This is a genomic window from Streptomyces sp. bgisy027 (genome assembly GCF_057710365.1).
In genome coordinates this window covers 103,530-117,200 of record NZ_JBYIVZ010000021.1, presented here as the reverse complement: position 1 = coordinate 117,200, position 13,671 = coordinate 103,530, and the positions used below count along the sequence as shown (strand labels likewise).

At 70.9% G+C, this 13,671-nt stretch carries 16 protein-coding genes; 15 read left to right on the top strand and 1 reads right to left on the bottom strand.

Features of this window, described 5'->3' with window-relative positions:
• The first annotated feature begins 2 nt into the window (after positions 1-2).
• Positions 3-1,481: a phage capsid protein gene (locus AC3ETA_RS22755; RefSeq protein ID WP_432194729.1), complete on the top strand. Its 1,479-nt coding sequence runs from the start codon at positions 3-5 to the stop codon at positions 1,479-1,481.
• Between the two features lie 3 nt (positions 1,482-1,484).
• On the opposite strand, the gene AC3ETA_RS22750 is transcribed toward AC3ETA_RS22755, so the two are convergent.
• Positions 1,485-1,640, bottom strand: a complete 156-nt coding sequence (locus AC3ETA_RS22750) for a hypothetical protein (RefSeq protein WP_432194728.1) — start codon at positions 1,638-1,640, stop codon at positions 1,485-1,487.
• A gap of 184 nt (positions 1,641-1,824) precedes the next feature.
• Here AC3ETA_RS22750 and AC3ETA_RS22745 point away from each other — a divergent pair, with 184 nt between their 5' ends.
• The 14 genes from AC3ETA_RS22745 (at position 1,825) to AC3ETA_RS22680 (ending at position 13,660) form a co-directional block, all read left to right on the top strand.
• Positions 1,825-4,077 carry a phage minor capsid protein gene (locus AC3ETA_RS22745; protein ID WP_432194727.1) on the top strand — a complete coding sequence of 751 codons (2,253 nt, stop codon included), beginning with the start codon at positions 1,825-1,827 and terminating at the stop codon, positions 4,075-4,077.
• 4 nt (positions 4,078-4,081) lie between these two features.
• Entirely contained in the window at positions 4,082-4,255 is a 174-nt protein-coding gene (locus AC3ETA_RS22740) for an Rmf/CrpP fold protein (protein ID WP_432194726.1), read from the top strand.
• A gap of 111 nt (positions 4,256-4,366) precedes the next feature.
• On the top strand, positions 4,367-5,011 hold the full coding sequence (locus tag AC3ETA_RS22735) for a hypothetical protein (protein ID WP_432194725.1): 645 nt from the start codon (positions 4,367-4,369) through the stop codon (positions 5,009-5,011).
• Between the two features lie 15 nt (positions 5,012-5,026).
• Positions 5,027-6,034 (top strand): major capsid protein, encoded by a 1,008-nt coding sequence (locus AC3ETA_RS22730; protein WP_432194724.1) that lies wholly within the window; start codon positions 5,027-5,029, stop codon positions 6,032-6,034.
• A 3-nt stretch (positions 6,035-6,037) separates the two neighbouring features.
• Positions 6,038-6,226: a hypothetical protein gene (locus tag AC3ETA_RS22725; RefSeq protein ID WP_432194723.1), complete on the top strand. Its 189-nt coding sequence runs from the start codon at positions 6,038-6,040 to the stop codon at positions 6,224-6,226.
• Between the two features lie 4 nt (positions 6,227-6,230).
• Positions 6,231-6,620 (top strand): hypothetical protein, encoded by a 390-nt coding sequence (locus tag AC3ETA_RS22720; RefSeq protein WP_432194722.1) that lies wholly within the window; start codon positions 6,231-6,233, stop codon positions 6,618-6,620.
• On the top strand, positions 6,617-6,937 hold the full coding sequence (locus AC3ETA_RS22715; protein ID WP_432194721.1) for a hypothetical protein: 321 nt from the start codon (positions 6,617-6,619) through the stop codon (positions 6,935-6,937). Before AC3ETA_RS22720 ends, AC3ETA_RS22715 begins: the two co-directional genes overlap by 4 nt.
• Entirely contained in the window at positions 6,934-7,287 is a 354-nt protein-coding gene (locus AC3ETA_RS22710) for a hypothetical protein (protein ID WP_432194720.1), read from the top strand. Before AC3ETA_RS22715 ends, AC3ETA_RS22710 begins: the two co-directional genes overlap by 4 nt.
• Positions 7,280-7,690 (top strand): minor capsid protein, encoded by a 411-nt coding sequence (locus AC3ETA_RS22705; protein ID WP_432194719.1) that lies wholly within the window; start codon positions 7,280-7,282, stop codon positions 7,688-7,690. Before AC3ETA_RS22710 ends, AC3ETA_RS22705 begins: the two co-directional genes overlap by 8 nt.
• 12 nt (positions 7,691-7,702) lie before the next feature.
• The gene (locus AC3ETA_RS22700) at positions 7,703-8,179 is read left to right on the top strand and encodes a phage tail tube protein (protein WP_432194718.1); all 477 of its coding nucleotides are present in this window, start codon (positions 7,703-7,705) and stop codon (positions 8,177-8,179) included.
• The gene (locus AC3ETA_RS22695; protein ID WP_432194717.1) at positions 8,176-8,637 is read left to right on the top strand and encodes a hypothetical protein; all 462 of its coding nucleotides are present in this window, start codon (positions 8,176-8,178) and stop codon (positions 8,635-8,637) included. Before AC3ETA_RS22700 ends, AC3ETA_RS22695 begins: the two co-directional genes overlap by 4 nt.
• A 258-nt stretch (positions 8,638-8,895) precedes the next feature.
• Positions 8,896-11,301, top strand: coding sequence for a phage tail tape measure protein (locus AC3ETA_RS22690; protein WP_432194716.1), 2,406 nt, complete (start codon positions 8,896-8,898; stop codon positions 11,299-11,301).
• Positions 11,302-11,303: 2 nt separating this feature from the next.
• The gene (locus AC3ETA_RS22685; RefSeq protein WP_432194715.1) at positions 11,304-12,638 is read left to right on the top strand and encodes a phage distal tail protein; all 1,335 of its coding nucleotides are present in this window, start codon (positions 11,304-11,306) and stop codon (positions 12,636-12,638) included.
• A gap of 14 nt (positions 12,639-12,652) precedes the next feature.
• Positions 12,653-13,660: a hypothetical protein gene (locus AC3ETA_RS22680; protein WP_432194714.1), complete on the top strand. Its 1,008-nt coding sequence runs from the start codon at positions 12,653-12,655 to the stop codon at positions 13,658-13,660.
• The last annotated feature ends 11 nt before the right edge of the window (positions 13,661-13,671 follow it).

The window sequence follows — 13,671 nt, the reverse complement described above, 5'->3', positions numbered from 1 at the left end:
CCGTGGCACTGCCCGAGAACGGCGCAGCGTGGCCGCCCCCCGAGTGGGCCCCGTACTTTGACCGGATCGCCGTCGACGACGCGTGGTACTCCGGAGACCGTAAGCGCCTCGCCCGGATCTACGGCCGCGAGCAGAAGCAGCCGCGCCGCCGTCTGTGGAGCCGCCGCAGCACCGCGCACCGCCCCGGGCATGACACCCGCTTGCACGTCCCGTTCGCTGGCGATATCGCGCAGACGAGCGCCGACATGTTGTTCGCGGACATGCCCGCGGTCGTCGTCGAGGACGCCTGGACACAGGCTCGCCTCGACCAGTTGCTCGCCGACGGCCACATTCAAAAGACTCTGTTGTCGGCCGCCGAGCAGTGCGCCGCCCTGTCGGGGATCTTCCTGCGGGCCGCGTGGGACCGCGACCTAGTCGACCACCCCCTACTCACAGCCGTGCAGCCCGACAACGCGATCCCCGAGTTCCGGTTCGGGATGCTCGCCGCCGTCAACTTCTGGCGGGAACTCCCCGGCAGCACCACACAGACTGTGTGGCGCCACGTCGAGCGGCACGAGCCCGGCCGCATCGCGCACGCCCTGTACCAGGGCAGCGGCGACAACATCGGGCGCCGCATCCCCCTCGCCGATCACCCCGACACGGCCGCCCTGGTCGCCAGCATCGAGAGCGACGGCGAGTCGACGACGACCGGAATCCGGCAGCTCACCGCCTGCTACATCCCGAACATGACCCCCAACCGGCTGCACCGGGGGTCACCGATGGGGCGCAGCGACTACGCCGCGCCGATCTATGACCAGCTCGACAGCCTCGACGAGGTGTGGACGTCATGGATGCGCGATATCCGCCTCGCCCGCGCCCGCCTGATCGTCCCCGACGGATACCTGCGCAGCAACGGACCCGGCCGCGGAGCATCGTTCGACGAGGACGCCGAGGTATACGCACAGCTCAACATGCCGCCGACCGAAAACGGCGGGATCACCCTGTCTCAGTTCGAGATCAGGGTCGACGAGCACCAGCGCACCGCCGAGGCCCTGATGAGGCAGGCCGCCCAGTCCGCCGGCTACGCGGCACGGTCGTTCGGCCTCGACCAGGACGGAGGGCAGGCGAGGACGGCGACCGAGGTCGACAGCGACGACGACCGGTCGATGATCACCCGGGGCAAGAAGGCCGGCCACTGGAAACAGGGACTTGCCGACGTCCTGTTCGCCCTGCTCGGCGTCGACGCCGTGCAATTCCGCAGCGGCATCGTTCCCGATCGCCCGCGGATCGAGTTTCCCGACGGAGTCGCCGAGTCCCCCATGGACACCGCGACGACGCTCGAACTACTCAACCGCGCGCAGGCCGTATCCACACAGACCCGGGTCAAGATCCTTCACCCGGATTGGGACGACACGGCCGTCGCCGCCGAGGCCGCCGCGATCCTCCGAGAGACAGGCACTGCGGCACCAGACCCGGGGGACACCTATCCGCTTGTTGCATGACCGTCAGTCGTTCGTCGACCCACGAAAAATGATGGAGAGCAGCCGCTCGGCACGAGCCCGGCCGTCCTCGCTGGGCCAACTAAGCGCCACCAGTATGAGGCAGGCCAGAGCGATGCAGAGGAAAGAAACGCCGGAGGCAAGCAACTGCTGAAGTCCCATGCCGAAGCAAGGTACACGAAATTGTCGAAGCGAGACACGCGAACTCCCGCACATAGCTAACCGGGAAATTTGGGCGCCGTCAATACCGTGGAGGTGAATTTTTGGGCTGCCAAGCAAAGGGCAGCTCAGGAACCCTTTCGGTTTCTTGAAATGAAGCAAATCGATCGCAATTCGGGGAAATCTGATGCCCATTCATTCAGGCATGGTCGAGGGTCTCTCCGCAGCGACGCGCGATCTGTACGCGGGGGCCGAGGAGCGCCTGTTGGGCATCATCGCGCGCCAGCTCGCCGCCGGCCTCGACGCGCCCGGGTGGGTCGAGGCCAAGCTCGCCGCCGTGCAGCAGGTCACCCGGGGCGCACAGGCCGTCGTCGACGAGCTGGGCAAGGCCGTGTCGCTCGACGTGTTCGACGCGGTCGCCGAGGCGTACAACGTCGGGCACCGCGCCGCGGTCGCCGAGTTGGGCGCCCTGTCCGACGACGCCCGCCGCCTGGTCGACGACCGCTTGCCCCAGGCGCAGGCCGTCGACCGCCTCGCGCAGGAAGCCGTCGACGTCGTCACCGCGACCCATCGGTCGATCCTGCGGGCGTCCGTCGACACCTACCGCGCCGTTGTGTCGTCCGTGGCCGCGACGCCCCTACTGGGCACCGGCACCCGCCGGCAGGCCACACAGGACGCGATGCGTCGTTTCGCCGATGCCGGTATCCAGTCGTTCGTCGACCAGGCCGGCCGCCGTTGGCAGCTCACCTCTTACGCCGAGATGGCAGTGAGGACGGCGACCGGTCGGGCCGCGACCGAGGCGCACATGCGCACGCTCGCCGAGCACGGCGTCGACCTGGTCGTCGTCAGCAACGCCCCCCGCGAGTGCCCCCTGTGCGCGCCGTGGGAGGGCAAGGTGTTGACGATCGGCGGACCCGAGGGGGCGCGCACGGTCGAGGTCGAGCACGCCACCGAAGACGACCGCATGGTGAGCGTCCGCGTGGCCGGCAGCCTCGACGAGGCCCGCGGCCGGGGGTTGCAGCACCCAAATTGCCGGCACTCCGTGAGCGCCTACACGCCCGGCCTTACCCGCGTCGAGCAGGCCACCAGCGACCCGGACGGGTACGCGGCCGGCCAGCGACAGCGCGAGATCGAGCGCGGCATACGGAAGTGGAAGCGCCGCGAGGCCGCCGCGATCACCCCCGAGGAGCAGCGCGCCGCCCGCGCCAAGGTGCGCCAGTGGCAAGGCACCATGCGTGATCACCTCGCCGCCCACCCCGACCTACGCCGCAACCCCACCCGCGAAAAGTTGGGCGCCGGCAACCTCCCCGAACCGCGCCGCGAGGCGACGCCCGAGCAAGTCGACGCCGCACGCGTCTGGTCGGGCGACGATGCCAGCGTGCGCGCCATGGGCGACGACCAGTTCGCCGCCGCCATGCGCTCGAACCTGCTCGACGACCGGGCCCGCGCACGCATCGAGGCCGAGGCCGACCGCCGCGACCTCGACGCCCTGCTCGACCGCGCCGCGCCCCGCGGGAACCTCGCCGCGGACCTCACCGAGTTCAGCGACGCCGAACTCGGCCGCCTGGTCGGCCACGTCGACGACGCCGACGCGCTGCGGATCGCCGCGGAACTGGACCGCCGCGACGTCGCCGCCCGCCTCCCGGGCGTCCGCCCGGATCTGGTCGGCCTGTCCGACGACGAACTCGCCGCCCGCGTCCGCCACGCCATCGAGCACGGCCTCGACGACGTCGACCAGCTCGCCGCCGAGGCGCACCGCCGCGACATGCTCGCCGCGATGTTCCCCGCCGGCCGCCTGCTCGACGACCTGTCCGAGGTCGGCGACGACGCCCTCGCGTGGGCGATGCAGTACGCCAACGAGGCCGAACTACTGCGGATCGCCAGCGAGATGGACCGCCGCGACGCGGTCGACCTACCAACCCCGGCCGCCACGGGGAACGCCGTCGACGACCTGCTCGCCGACCGCGACGCCCTCGCCGAGGCCATGGGCGACACCACGCCCGCACCCGACGCGTGGGGCGCCCTCGCCGACGACCAGGCCCTCGACGACACCGACCCCGGATTCTGGGACGACCTGAAACAGGCCGCCGCCCGCCTGTACGGGGACGACGACGACCACGACGAGCGGCACAAGATCACCCGCGCCGAGGCCCGCCGCCTCTACGACGAGTACGTATATCGCCAGTACCTCGCCGCCGAGGACGCCTGTAACGGCTACCTGCTCAACAAGAAGGCCCAGGCCGCCGGCCACAACCCGGCAAGCCTGTTCAGCGGGCCCGCCCGTATCGCCTACGCGCGGGCGTCCGACGAGCTGAAAGAGTGGTGGGCCGAGCATGGCCGGTTGACGCAAGCCGAGTTCATCGAGCAGGTGACCGGCAAGGAACAGCGTTGGGCAACCGGCGCCCGTAAGAACGAGAGCGACCACCAGAACAAGAGGTGACCCCATGGGCACGCGCGAGGAGATCGTCAAGGCAGTCACGGCCGGCCGCGAGGCAGGCCGCCGAGGCGACCCGCCGACCGCGTGCCCGTACCCGCGTACCTCGACCCTGGTTACCGCGTGGGTCCGTGGCTACGCCGAGACGCGTCCAGTCGCCGACGACGACCCGGCCGACGAGTAGCCCCACCTCGACCACACCCCGAAGGGGGGTCCGCCACCACGGCGGGCCCCCCTTTCGCATGTCCGCACCCAGCCCGCCCGGCGGGCCCGACCGCACAGGAGACGACCCACCATGTCCGACGCGCCCGCCACCCCCGGCACCGGTTCCCAGGGCGACCAGGGCGGCGCCCAGGCGCCGCAGCAGACCCCGGCCGCCCCGCAGGCCCCGCAGACTCCGACGGCCCCGCAGGCACCCGCACAGGCGCCCGCGCAGGCCCCGGCCGCCGCCCCGGCCGCGGCGCCGCAGCAGCCGGCCGAGGGAGACGTGTCCGCGCTCCCCGAGTGGGCCCAGAAGCTCATCAAGGACGCCCAGGCCCCAGCCACCCCGGCCGCCCCGGCCGCCCCGGCCGCGCCCGAGCAGGGCACCGACGGCGACCTGTCCCGCCTGCCGAAGTGGGCACAGCAGCAGCTCACCCAGGCCCAGGAGCAGGCCAAGACCGCCGCCGTGCAGGCCGCCGTACTGCGCGCCGCGCCGGCCGCGGGCGCCGACGTCGCCGCCCTGCTCGACTCCCAGTCCGCCATGACCGCGCTCGCCGCGGTCGACCCCAACGACCAGGCCGCCGTGACCGAGGCGATCAAGAACGCTGTAGCGGCACAGCCGCGGCTCACCGCCATCACCGGCCCCGCCCGGGGTGGCGCCGACTTCGGCACCCCCGCCCCGCCCGAGCGCAAGCCCGGATCGCTGCACGACGCCATCGCCGCCCGTCTGGGCGCCTGAACCTAGGAGCACCCCATGCCCGTCACTCTCGCCGAGGCGAAGAACAACACCCAGGACGACATAGACGTCGCCGTGATCGACGAGTTCCGCAAGGAATCCGCGATCCTCGACTCGCTCACGTTCGCCGACGTCGTCAACCCCGCCGACGGGGGCGACACACTCACCTACGGCTACCGCCGGCTCATCACCCAGCCGACCGCCGCGTTCCGCGCGCTCAACACCGAGTACACCCCGCAGAACGTCACGACCCAGCGCTACACGGTCGACCTGACCGTGATGGGTGGGTCGTTCCAGGTCGACCGGGTGATCTCCCGTATCGGCCCGAACGCGTCCGGCGTCGTCACGCTGAACATGCAGCAGAAGATCAAGGCGACCCGAACCCAGTTCCAGGACACCGTGATCAACGGCGACACCGCGGTCGACGCCGAGTCGTTCGACGGCCTCGACAAGGCCCTCGCCGGGACCGCGACGGAGTTCCGCGCCAGCGAGGTCACCGACTGGACCGACTTCGACACCAACGCCCGCGCCGAGCACAAGGCCCTCGACGCCATCGACGAATGGCTGTCCCTGCTCGACGGTTCGCCGACGATCATCCTCGGCAACAAGCGGGCCCTTGCCCGCGTCCGCGCCGCCGCGCGCCGCGCCGGCATGTACACCCGCAACCCGGTCGACGGCCTGCTCGGTCCGGGCGGCCGGCCGATCATGCGCGAGCAGTACGGCGACATCGTGTTCGCGGACCCGGGCGACAAGGCCGGCTCGAACAACCCGATCATCCCGATTGAGACCCGCGACGTCGGGGCGCAGACCGGCGTGACCGGCCTCACCGACCTCTACGCCTACCGGGTCGGCCTCGACGGATTCCACGGCGTCGCCTGCATGGGCGGCACCGTCGTGCGTCAGTGGCTCCCCCAGTTCGACACCCCGGGCGCCGTCAAGACCGGCGAGGTCGAACTCGGCCCCGTAGCGGTCGCGTTGAAGGCGACCAAGGCCGCGACCGTGTTCCGCAACGTGAAGGTGGGCTGACCCATGGCAGTGATCCGTACCCCCGTCAAGGAGTTCAACGGCTCCGGCGTGGGCGGCCTCCAGTTCGTCGACGGCCAGGCCGAGACGGACGACCCGACCGTGATCGCCTACGCCCGCCGGCACGGCTACGACGTCGAGGACACCGCGCCGAAGCGCAAGGCCCCGGCGAAGACCGAGACGCCGAAGGAGTAGCCCCGTGCCCCGTGTCTACGCGACCCCCGAGCAGTTGGCCGCGTGGACCGGGCAACCGGCCCCGGCCGACGCCGAGCGACTGCTCGCCCGCGCGTCCGCGGACGTCGACGCCGCCCTGTTGTGCGCGTACTACTGCACCAGCGACGCCGGTATGCCGATCGACCCGCCCATCGTGCAGGCCCTCGCCGACGCGACGTGCGCACAGGTCGAGTACCAGCTCGCCACGGGCGACGACGGCACCGGAGCGGCCGGCCGATGGGGCAGCGTCTCTATCGGCCCTGTCTCCCTCGGCGACCGCCGCGACGACCCGCGCGCCCCGGGCGACGTCGACCTCGCCCCCCGCGCGCACCGCGCCCTGATGCTGGCCGGCCTGCTCCCGGGGGTGATCTGGTGAGGGTCCCCGCCTACCTGCTCAGGCACCGGATCACCGTCGAGCCCTACCTCGGCGACGGCGCGTACGGCCCCCAGTGGGGCCCGCCCGTACCCGACGTGCCCGCCCTGGTCGCCGCCGCAGTGAAGCAGGTACGGCGCGCGACCGACGGCCGCGAGGTCGTCAGCAGTACGACCGTGATTGCCGCGCCCGGCCTCGACTGCCCGCCCGGTTCCCGGATCACGCTCCCCAACGGCCGCACGACGACGGCGATCACGACGGCCGACCACACTGCGCCCGGCCTCCCGGTTCCCGCCTGCACGGAGGTGAGTTGCGAGTGACCGCCCGAGCCCGCCTCACATGGAACGGCGCCGCCGCACTTCGCGGCACCCGCGCCGGCGTCGTCCGCGGCCTACGCCTCGCCGCCGAGCACGTGCTCGAACGCTCCCGCGCCCGCGTCCCGATCGAAGAGGGCACCCTCGAACGGTCCGGCGTCGCGTCCGTCGACGAGCAGTCCCTCACCGCCGGCGTGAGCTACGACCAGCCGTACGCCGTCCGCCAACACGAAGACCTCAACCTCAGACACGACGCCGGCCGTACGGCGAAGTACCTCGAACGGCCCCTCGAAGAGGAAGCCGACACCGTCGCCGAGATCATCGCGGCACACGTGCGGAGGTCGCTCCGTGGCTGACCTGCTCGACGGCCTCGCACGGTTCCTCGACGGCCTCGGCCTGGTCGACTACGACCCCACCGGAACGAGCGGCGACCTGTTCGTCGAGGCGATGCCGCCGGCGCCCGACGCCGCCGTGTCCCTCGCCCTGTACGACGGCCCGGCCCCGGAGTCCCGCGACGACGCCGAACAGCGGCGTCTACAGGTGCGCGTGCGCGGCGGGCCCGACCCCCGCGTCTCCCGCACCCGCGCCGAAGCCCTGTACCGCGCGCTGCACGGCCGGGCCGGCGTCGAGTTGCCCGACGGTACGTGGCTCACCCTCGCCGCTGCCCGCGGCGCCCCCGCCCCTCTGGGGCCCGACAGCAACGGCCGGCACGAGCACGTCGTGAATTTCGACCTCGACGTGTCCGGCCCCCAGACGTAAGGAGAAACCGCCATGGCAGGCAGCAGCCGGCCCATTGACGCCCGCGGGTGGGTGTTCGAGGTCGAGGACGCCAACGCGTCTACCGAGATGTGGCTCCCGATCGCCGGTATCAACACGTTCACGCACAACCCCGGTGAGAACGAGGAAACGGTCGACACGACGGTTTTCGAGAGCGACGGCCAGTACGAACAGGATGTGATGCAGAGGGGCGCCTCGCTCACGATCGAAGGTCAGTACCGGATCGACAAAACCACCAAGGCGCAGGACGTCGGACAGGCGTACATCGACCACGAGTGGTCGAACCGCCTCGGTTTCGACTCCCGCAACCGGATCAGGTGGCGGCACGAGACACAGACGCAGTGGGTCGTGTGGGACGCCACCGTGACGCCGGGCGAGCAGGGAGGCGGGAGCAACGACAAGACCAGTTGGTCGGCGACGATCACCAAGTGCGGCGCCGCCACTACCGCCGAGGTGGTGACCGCCCCGTGACCGACCTCGACCTCGACGACGAGCAGCAGCTCGACGGCGCCGCCGGGACGGCCGACTTTGACGCGTTCTTCGCGGAGGAGTCGGCCACCCGACCGCGCCAGTCCCTCACCCTGTACGGCCGCGACTACCAGTTGCCCGAGTCCCTGCCGCTTCTGTTCACGCTCCAGATGGAGCGCGTACAGAACAGCAGCAGCGCCGACGACGTACGGAAGATGCTCGCCACCCTGTACGGGGGCGACGTCCTCGACACGTGGGCCGACCACGGCATGACCGACCGGCAACTCGGCGTCGTCCTGATCTACTCGGCCGCCAACATCCGCAAGCCCGGAAGCTGCACCATGCAGCGCGCCGCGGAGCTGTACGCCCAGCAGGAAGCGGGAAAAGCACCAGGGCCGAACCGGGCGGCACGCAGGGCGAAGGGGAAGAAGAAGGGGCGGAGTTCTGGCAAGCGGTCCTGAAGCACTGGACCGCCGTCGAGGGCGACCTCGCCCGCGAGTACGGCCTCAGCGCGCGTGACCTCGCCACCCTCTCTACCCGCCGTTTCCTGGCCCTGATCTCTGGCCTGTCCGGCGAGGCCCGGTTCGCCCGCGCCTGGTCGCGCACCCCACGCAAGGTTACCGACCCCGCAGAGATCGCAGCTATCACCGGCCTACCGGCCGCGTAAGAGCACCACCCCGGCACCGCGCCGGATGACCCCCGACGGGAGGTGATCCGGCGTGGCACTGACCGTCGGCGAACTCCTCGCCACGATCACAGTCGACGACCGGCCGGCCGCGGCCGGGATGCAGCGCACCGAAGCGCAGATGCGCGCCACGGGCGACCAGATGGTCGCCGACGCCAACCGCGCCGGGCAGCAGGCCGGCGACGCCCTCGGCGACGGCATGGCCCAGGGCGCCGGCGACGCCGCCGGCGAGGGCGCAGGGGCGTTGAAGGCGTTCGGGTGGGCCGCCGTCGGCGCCGGTATCGGCGCCGCCTTGATGACGGGAGTCGGCCAGGCCCTCGAACAGGGCAAGATCACCGGCAACCTACAGGCGCAGCTCGGCACGACTGGACCGGTCGCCAAGAAGTACGGCGAGGTAGCCGGCGACCTGTACGCCGGCGCGATCGTCGATTCGGTCGAGGAAGGCGCCGAGGTCATCAAGGGCATAGCCCAAAACGGCCTGCTGCCCCCCGAGGCCACACAGAACCAGATTCAGACCCTCGGAAAGCAGGTCGCCGACACCGCCGCCGTCATGGGCGAGGACGTCGGGAAGGTGTCCCGCGCCGTCGGAACGATGCTGAAAACCGGCGTCGCTGACTCCGCCGAGGAAGCCCTCGACGTCCTGGTGAAGGGCACGCAGAACGGCGTCAATGTCGCCGAGGATCTGCTCGACACGTACGCGGAATACCCGACCCAGTTCCGCGACCTTGGCCTCGACGCCAAGACGTCCATGGGCATACTGCAACAGGGGTTGCAGGGAGGCGCACGCGACGCCGATATCGTCGCGGACAGCTTTAAAGAGCTGAACATCCGCGTCAAGGACGGTAGCGGAGCCGAGGGGCTGAAAGCTCTTGGGCTGAATGCCGACAAGATGGCCGCGGCATTCGCCAAGGGCGGGCCGCAGGCCAAAGCGGCACTCGACACGATCACGGACCGCCTACGGGCCGTCAAGGACCCGACCGAGCGTTTCCGGCTCGCTCAGCAGTTGCTCGGTACCCAGTCGGAAGACCTTTCGCGGGCTCTGCTCAGCATTGACCCGAGCGCCGCCGTGGGTGCCCTCGGCGACGTCAAGGGCGCCGCATACTCCGCGGGCAAGGCTCTGCACGACAACGCGGCGACCCGGTTCGAGGCGTTCAAGCGGGGCGCTATGCAAGCGCTGGTCGGTGTCGTCGGCGACTACGTCGTGCCGGCCCTGATGACCGGTGCCGACGTCGCGGTGAAGTTCGGCAAGGGCATCGCCGCGGCGGCTGGTTTCGTCTCCGACCACTCGACCGCGTTCCTGGTCGCCGGCGGCCTGATCACCGCGTTTTTCCTGCCGACGCTGATCGCCCTTGGCGCCACAGCGTGGGCAACAACAACGCGCGTTGTCGCCGGGTGGATCGCCCAGGGCACCGCCCAGGCCGGCGCGGTCGCCTCTTTCCTCGCGGCGAACGCAACGATCATTGCGGGGTGGATCGCCCAGGGGGCGAGAGCGGTCGCCACCGCGGCGACCGTCGTCGCGTCGTGGGTCGCCATGGGCGCCCAGGCCATGATTCAGGCCGCGCGCATGGCCGCAGCGTGGCTGATCTCCATGGGCCCGATAGCCCTGGTGATCGCCGCCGTTGTCGGCCTGGTCGCCCTGATCGTCTCCAACTGGGATTCGATCGTCGAGTACACCACCAAGGCGTGGGACTGGATTTGGGACAAGATCGTCAGTGTCGGCGAGACGCTGGTCGAGTGGTTCCTGAACTTCACACTCGTTGGCCTGATCATCAAGCATTGGGACACGATTTGGAAGGCCACGAAATCCGCGTGGGATAACCTCGTTAATTGGGTCAAGGGAATTCCCGGAGCGCTGCATAACGCTTTTCTTAGGTGGACACTTCTTGGCTTGATCATCAGCCATTGGCAGGGCATCAAGACGGCCACGGTAAACATGGCCGGTGAAATGGTCGCGTGGGTGCGCGGCCTACCTAAGCGGATCTCTACCAGTATCGGCTCCCTTAAGCAATTGCTGTACAGCAAGGGAACCGACGTCGTGCGCGGCCTGTGGAACGGCATTAGGTCCATGGGTTCGTGGCTGCGTTCTACCCTGATGAGCTGGGCAAAGGATCTGATTCCGGGCCCGATTGCAAAGGCGCTCGGAATTCACAGTCCAAGTCGCCTCATGGCAAAAGCCGTTGGCCGCTGGATTCCCGCCGGCGTCGTCAAGGGCATCCGGTCCGGACAGGGTGCCCTCGACCGGGTCATGTCCAATCTGGTCACCCCGCCCGCCGTGCCCCAGTTCGCCGGCGCGGGCGCCACAGTCGGCGCCTACGGCTCGCCGTACGCCTCGACGCCCCAGGGCGCGACTGTACAGATCGAGCATTGGCACGCCGCCGAGAACGGCACCCCCGACGACAACGCGCGCGCGCTCGCGTGGCTCGCCAAGGCAAGGGGGTGACGATGCCTGTCACCGCCACGGCCGCCGCGGGCGCCCTGGTCACCCGACCCGGGCACGTGCAATACGGCGACCTGCTGCTCGGCCCCGGCACGCCCTACGGATGGCGGACGCTCACCGGGTGGGGAGACCTCCCCGCCCTCGACTCCGGGAGCGTGCAGCGCGCCGACGCGCACGGCGCGTTCCCCGGCCTGCTGCTCGCCCAGTCGAGGACGATCGGCGTCGACGGCCTGGTCGTGCGCGCCCCCCGGGCGCAGATCGGCGAGGCCGTCGGCCGACTGGAAGCGGGGACCGCGCCGCGCGTCGACGAGATCCCTCTCGTTGTATGGGTCGACGAGCGCGGCCCCCTGCTCAGCTACGCCCGCGCCACCCGGCGGGCCGTGCCCACGAGCACCGGCTACCGCCTCGGCACGATCACGGGCGGGGCGATCGAGTGGGTCGCATCCGACCCACGCCGCTACGCCCTCGCCGAGCAGACCGCCACGGCCCAGCTCCCCGTGTCCGAGGCCGGCCTCACGTGGGAGTCGGCCGAGGTTGAGGTGTTGCCCGCCGACCAGGCCGCGGACGTGGGCGAGGTCTGGCGTTGGTGGAGCGACGGCGACCCGGTCATAACGGGCGACGGCACCGGCCCCGTGTCCGTGCAACCCCTCGCAGCGTTCGCCGAACTTGTGTGGGCCGCCGAGGGCAGCGACTACGGGTGGGCCGTCACCGCCGGCCGGACCGTCGTGTTCGCCGCCGAGGTCGCCGTCGACCAGGCCGCCACGCTCACGCTCCGATGGTGGGACGCGGCCGGCCAGCACCTCGCCGACCAAACCAGCGAGCAGGGCGCCGCGTCGCTCACCAGCACCGCGCCGACCGGCGCCGCATGGGTACAGCCTGTCGTCACCTTCCCGGCCGCCCTCGCCGCGCCCGTGCCCGTCGGCACGTCCTCGCTCCGGATCAGCACCAGCGCCGATGTCCTGTCGTGGCCGCTCGATTTCGGCGAGCCCGGCAGTACCGGCCGCATGTCGGTCGTCAACGGCGGCACCGCGGACACTCACCCGGTCGTCGAGTTCCGGGGCCCGGTCACCCTGCCGAGCCTGACGAACATCACGACCGGCGACGTCCTCGAATACGACATGCCGCTCGCCGCCGGCGACGTCCTGGTCGTCGACACCCTCGCCGGGACCGTCGTCCTCAACGGCACCGCGTCGCGGCTCAGCACCGCCTCGAACCGGTCGGTCCCCGAGCAGACGTTCACGTTCCCGCCCGGCACAACGCCGCTCAGCTTCCGCGCCGCGCCCGGCAGCAACGACCCGGCCGCGTCCGTCGTCGTGCGCTACCGCGCCGCCTACTGGTAAGGAGACCCCCCGCCGTGACCGTGCGCCCCGCATGGCTGCTGCCCAAGGGGCAGACGAGAGAAGACACCCGCCTCGCCCCGGTCGGCACCTGGTCGCCCGAGGACGAGATACGCACCCGCGACGGCGTGATTCCCGGCGGAACGCCGTTCGCCGCGACCGGCGCCGGCGCCATGTCCCTACAGGTCGGCGTCGGTCGCGCCGCCGTGCAGGGCACCACCGCACAGGGCGCATACCCCGTCGCGGTCGACGCCCCCGAGACCGTCACGTTCACTGACGGCGCCGCCCAGTTCGCGCGAATCGACTCCGTGATCCTGCGGGTGTACGACGGCCTGTTCGACCAGAACGAGAACACCCTCGCCCGTATCGAGATCGTCGAGGGCGAGGCCACCGCGACCCCAACCGCGCCGGCCCTCCCCGCGTGCTCCCTGCGCCTGTGGGACGTCACCGTGCCCGCGGGCGCGAGCGCCGGCGTGGGCGGTATCGACTGGTCGTCCGCCCTCGCCGACCGCCGCCGCTACACGGCCGCCGTGGGCGGGATCATCCCCCAGGGGTGGGGACTCAATTTCGACGGCGCGTACGACGGCCAGTACCGCGACGCCGACGGCGCCCTCGAACGCTGGAACGCCACCGGCGCCCAGTGGGAGACCTACCGGCCACCCGAGCGCGCCGCCGAAACCATCAGCGGCGGCCTGACCACCGCGTCCGGCTGGTCGCTCAGTTCCTTTGCCGCCCGCCGCCGAAACGGCGTCGTGCAGGTCCTCGGCAACTGGGCCCGGACCGGCGCGAACCTGCTCGCCAGTCCCAACCTGCCCGACACCCTGGTCGCCACACTGCCCACCGGGTGGCGCCCTGTCCTGCTGGTCGAGGCGACCGCAGCGAACGGCTACGGCAGCGGGGCGTGCGCCATCGGAGGCGACGGCCTGGTGACCCTTCGGACGTGGGCCGGGGGCGGACCGGACCGCAACGACAACGCCCTCGAAAAGGGCACCAATCTGCGGATCTCCGCGACGTTCGTGCAGTAAAGGGGGCGCCA

What these genes read in the sequence shown, in the direction of transcription:
- AC3ETA_RS22730 (WP_432194724.1), top strand. Translation starts at nt 5,027, where the DNA reads ATGCCCGTCACTCTCGCCGAGGCGAAGAACAACACCCAGGACGACATA.
- AC3ETA_RS22735 (WP_432194725.1), top strand. Translation starts at nt 4,367, where the DNA reads ATGTCCGACGCGCCCGCCACCCCCGGCACCGGTTCCCAGGGCGACCAG.
- AC3ETA_RS22750 (WP_432194728.1), bottom strand. Translation starts at nt 1,640, where the DNA reads ATGGGACTTCAGCAGTTGCTTGCCTCCGGCGTTTCTTTCCTCTGCATC.
- AC3ETA_RS22740 (WP_432194726.1), top strand. Translation starts at nt 4,082, where the DNA reads ATGGGCACGCGCGAGGAGATCGTCAAGGCAGTCACGGCCGGCCGCGAG.
- AC3ETA_RS22685 (WP_432194715.1), top strand. Translation starts at nt 11,304, where the DNA reads ATGCCTGTCACCGCCACGGCCGCCGCGGGCGCCCTGGTCACCCGACCC.
- AC3ETA_RS22745 (WP_432194727.1), top strand. Translation starts at nt 1,825, where the DNA reads ATGCCCATTCATTCAGGCATGGTCGAGGGTCTCTCCGCAGCGACGCGC.
- AC3ETA_RS22725 (WP_432194723.1), top strand. Translation starts at nt 6,038, where the DNA reads ATGGCAGTGATCCGTACCCCCGTCAAGGAGTTCAACGGCTCCGGCGTG.
- AC3ETA_RS22700 (WP_432194718.1), top strand. Translation starts at nt 7,703, where the DNA reads ATGGCAGGCAGCAGCCGGCCCATTGACGCCCGCGGGTGGGTGTTCGAG.